Raw genomic sequence first — 4,077 nt, 5'->3', positions numbered from 1 at the left:
CCTAGCCTTTCGCCGGGCTACCAAGATCCCCACCAGCGGAAACGCCGGTGGGGATCTTTGCGTACCCCCCGCCCCCGCCGTCCCCCTCGCTCCCGCGATCTTGCAGTTGCCGCCCGGACATAAGCCGCATGAGGCGCGTCCGAGGGGCCCGAAGTGCACGATCGTGCAGGAAGGGGCGGGTGCGAGGGGGGCTACCAGCGGGTATGGTCCGGGCGTATGGGGCAGGGGAGCACGGACATCCGGCAGGAGACGGCGCGGTACTCGTTGCACAGCATGCTCCTCGTGGCGGCGTCGCCGGAGCGGGCGTTCGCCGTCTTCACCGGCGAGCTGGCCGACTGGTGGGTGCGGGAGTACACCTGGTCCGGGCCGGCCGCCCTGGTCGAACTGGGCATCGAGCCGCACGCCGGCGGGATGCTCTACGAGATCGGCCCGTACGGGTTCCGGTCCGACTGGGGCCGGGTGCTCACCTGGGACCCGCCCCGGCGGTTCGTCTTCACCTGGCAGATCGGCCCCGACCGGCTGCCGGTGCCCGATCCGGCGCTCGCCAGCGAGGTGGAGGTCCTCTTCCTGCCCGACGACGACTCCGGGGGCACCCGGGTGGAGGTCGAGCACCGGCACTTCGACCGGCACGGCACGGCGGCCGAGGGGTACCGGGAGGCGCTGACCGCCGGCTGGCAGGAGTTGCTGGCCCGGTACCGGTCCTCCCTCACCGGCGGGCCCACCGCACCGGTCTAGCCCGACGGCGGCAGCCGGCGGGCTTCCTGGTGGCCGGGCATCCGGCGACCACCGAGGTCGGCCCGCCGCCCCGCCTCGGCACCGGAACCGAACCCCCGCCCGGCCAGCCGACGCCGGGGGGCGGTTCGCAGCCGGGGGTAGACCTCGGCGAGCCGACGCTGCACCCGGTCCGACCGGTCGGCCAGCACCAGGGCGTACGAGGGGCCGCTGCTGGCCGCCCCGCCGTGCGCGGCGGCGTCCGCCTCGGCCGTCCGCAGCCGCTCGGTCACCACCTGCGCGAACCCGGCCAGCCAGGAGCGGCGGAACGCGGCCGGGTGCTCGCCGGGCGGTACGGCCGCCGCCGCGAGCCCGTGCGCGGCCTGTACCAGCAGTGACGTGAAGAGCAGGTCGACCCGTTCCAGGTCGCTGGCGAAGCCGAACAGGTGCATCGCGAAGCCGCTGCCCTGCTGGCGGCGCACGCTGCGGCAGCGCATCGGCTCGGCGACCGCGGCGAGCAGTCCGGCCTTGTCCCGGGCGTACGGGGCCGGCACGTCGACCACCCGGTCGCCCACCGGGTCCACCGCCGGGTCACGGGCGGCGAGCAGGGCCTGGTCGACGCCGTACCGGGCGATCAACTCGGTCGCCTTGGCGGTGAACGCGGCGGACTCGGCCGGGGTGCAGGCCGGGTCCTCGGCCTTGGCGAGCAGCTTGCGCACCTTGCTCAGGATGGCCTCCGACATGCACCAGAGCTATCACACCGGCCGGGCCGACCACGGGGGCGACAGTCAACACATCGACGCGTACCATCATCGCGTTATGTCATCCGTCCAATACGGACGGTCTGCCACGGAGGTACGCATGTCAGTCAGGGTCGCCCGGGTGCTGGCCGGGGCAGTCGCGGTGACGGCAACCGCCGTCGGCGCACCGGCCGGGGCCGCACCGAGCGGGACCCCGGTGGTGGCACCGGGCGGGGCCGGTGCCGTCGAGGGGCCGGCCACCGGGGCCGCCGTCGCCGGCAACGGCTTCAGCACCTCCGCCACCTGCTACGGCGGGGCCGTCCGGTCGTACTTCGAGCGGGCCGGGTGGGGCGGTGACGCCGGCCCCTACCGCACCACCAGCCGGTGCCGTGACGTCAACGTGCGCAACGCGAGCCCGTTCCCGGTCGACGCGTGCGTGATCTTCGTGGACAGGACCAGCAGGTGCAACTACTGGACCTACCTGCCCGCCAGGAGCGGGTGGATCGTGGTCGCCACCAACGTCAAGGACGGGGTCAACTTCCGGGTCCGCTTCGAGACCCAGCGGTACGAGTACGAGGCGCTCACCGCCCACCACGCCTTCTGACCGCCCCGCGACGACGGTGCCCGCCCCGGGACGGCGGTGGTCATCAGGTGCGGGTGCGCAGGGTGGCCACCGTCGAGCCGGCCAGGGTGAGCAGGCAGTCCGGCAACTGGCCGTCGGCCACCGCCGCGCCGAACAGCGCCTCGCCGGTGTCCAGGTCCTGGTTGGCGTACGCGCTGACGAAGCGGGCGACCCAGCGGGTGTCGTACCCGGCCTGGTCGATGCCGGGGAATTCGAGCGCGCACCCCCCGGCGGGCAGTTCGTCGCCCACCATGGTGGCGGCCAGGCACCAGGCCACCCCGTACGCGCCGGCGAGTCCGGACCGGTCGACGACCGTGTCGATCGCCTTGGCAACGGCGGCGCCGTCCCCGTCGAGGGCCGAGTCGAGGATGGCGGTCGCGTCGTCCAACATCTGTTGTGATAGGTCCGTCACGCGCCGCACAGTAGGACGACTCGTCAAGTGATCACAAGATGACCCACAGTCAAACACGCTGAGTAACCGGGTTGCCGGCGTGTCCGATCGACCCGCCTCCACGCTCCCGCCTGCACCGCAGGCACGCTAATGTGCGCAGCGGACCTTCGCCGGAGGAAGGACGACCATGCTCCCACCACGCGTCCCGCGCGCCGCCGCACTGGCGGTCGCCGCGGCGCTCCTGCTCGCCACCAGCGCCTGCGGGACGGACGAGCCCGAGGAGGCGGCCACCCAACAGGTGCGCCTCTACGGCACCGACGGCAACATGCAGAACTCCTTCCCCGCGGAGTTGAAGGAGCGCTCGACGCTGGTCGACGGGATGAAGGGCACCACACCGCTCACCCCGCTGCCGGACAGCTTCACGAACCGACTCCGGTCGATCGACCCGAAGATCTCCGACTACCTCTACGCCGCCGAGTCGTACGACGCGGTGGTGATCAGCGCGCTGGCCGCCCAGCTCGCCGGCACCACCCAGCCGAGGGCCGTCGCCCGGCAGATCGTCGGCGTCACCACCGGCGGCCAGCGCTGCGACGACGTCGCCGAGTGCCTGGAACTGGCGCGCGACGGGGAGGACGTCGAGTACCGGGGGGTCTCCCTCAACCGGTCCGGCTTCACCGACGCCGGTGAGCCCGCCACCGCCAGCTACGCGACCCTGCACTTCGACCACCAGAAGATCGACGACGGCAAGACGGAGTTCGTCGGCGCGGGGGACGAGTCGGCGGCGAGCACCAAGGCGCCGCCGAAGGCGAAGCGGCAGACCCCGACCACCGCCCGGGGCAGCGGCGCCCCGCTCGTCTTCGGCGGGTTGCTGCCGCGCACCGGCGACCTGGCCATCGCGTACCCGCCGATGGCCGCCGCCGTGGACCTGGCGATCAAGGAGATCAACGAGGCCGGCGGGGTGCTCGGCGAGCCGGTGCGGTGGATCGAGGGGGACGACGGCACCAACCCCTCCGTCGCCAAGACCACCGTGGCCTCGCACATCCGCGAGGGCGTCCACGTGATCATCGGGGCCGGCGCGTCGGGCATTTCCCGCGCGGTGCTGCCGGACGTGGTCAAGGCCGGCCGGATCCTGTTCTCGCCGTCCAACACCGACGCCTCGCTGAGCAAGGTCGACGATCAGGGCCTCTACTTCCGGACCGCGCCGCCGGACAGCCTCCAGGGGCGGGCGCTGGCCGACGTGATCCTGCGCGACGGCCCGACCAGGATCGTGCTGCTGGCCCGCAAGGACTCGTACGGCGAGGGCCTGCAGGGCTACGTCCGGGCCGAGCTGGAGCGGGCCGGCATCGGCGACGACCGGGTGAAGCTGCTGACGTACGAGCCGCCGGCCGGGCCGGAGAGCCCGATCGACTTCACCGCCGGGGCCCGCGAGGTCAAGGAGTTCGGCGCCGAGGCGGTCCTGGTGATCGGCTACGCCGAGTCGGCCCAGGTGATCCGGGCGCTGGCCGACGCCGGGGTGCCCCTCGCCGCCGACTGACCGCACCAGAGCCGCCAGGAGCGGCCCGCACCAGAGCCGCCAGGAGCGGCCCGCACCAGAGCCGCCAGGAGCGGCCCGC

General features: G+C 73.4%; 5 protein-coding genes. 3 read left to right on the top strand and 2 right to left on the bottom strand.

Annotated features, from left to right (window positions below):
• The first annotated feature begins 216 nt into the window (after positions 1-216).
• A complete protein-coding gene (locus AWW66_RS31560) occupies positions 217-735 on the top strand; it encodes an SRPBCC family protein (protein WP_067374332.1) in 519 nt (172 codons plus the stop codon).
• On the opposite strand, the gene AWW66_RS31555 is transcribed toward AWW66_RS31560, so the two are convergent.
• A complete protein-coding gene (locus AWW66_RS31555) occupies positions 732-1,454 on the bottom strand; it encodes a DUF2786 domain-containing protein (protein ID WP_067374329.1) in 723 nt (240 codons plus the stop codon). The genes AWW66_RS31560 and AWW66_RS31555 overlap by 4 nt on opposite strands.
• Before the next feature lie 118 nt (positions 1,455-1,572).
• On the opposite strand from AWW66_RS31555, the gene AWW66_RS31550 reads away from it, so the two are divergent.
• Positions 1,573-2,055, top strand: coding sequence for a hypothetical protein (locus AWW66_RS31550; protein ID WP_083979277.1), 483 nt, complete (start codon positions 1,573-1,575; stop codon positions 2,053-2,055).
• A gap of 43 nt (positions 2,056-2,098) precedes the next feature.
• Here the strand turns inward: AWW66_RS31550 and AWW66_RS31545 are convergent, their stop codons facing one another.
• The gene (locus AWW66_RS31545) at positions 2,099-2,485 is read right to left on the bottom strand and encodes a hypothetical protein (protein ID WP_067374326.1); all 387 of its coding nucleotides are present in this window, start codon (positions 2,483-2,485) and stop codon (positions 2,099-2,101) included.
• Between the two features lie 166 nt (positions 2,486-2,651).
• On the opposite strand from AWW66_RS31545, the gene AWW66_RS31540 reads away from it, so the two are divergent.
• The gene (locus AWW66_RS31540; RefSeq protein ID WP_067374323.1) at positions 2,652-3,998 is read left to right on the top strand and encodes an ABC transporter substrate-binding protein; all 1,347 of its coding nucleotides are present in this window, start codon (positions 2,652-2,654) and stop codon (positions 3,996-3,998) included.
• The last annotated feature ends 79 nt before the right edge of the window (positions 3,999-4,077 follow it).

Origin of the sequence: Micromonospora rosaria, from assembly GCF_001567585.1 — a bacterium.
GTDB classification, from domain to species: Bacteria; Actinomycetota; Actinomycetes; order Mycobacteriales; family Micromonosporaceae; genus Micromonospora; species Micromonospora rosaria.
This window is presented reverse-complemented; position numbering and strand designations above follow the sequence as displayed.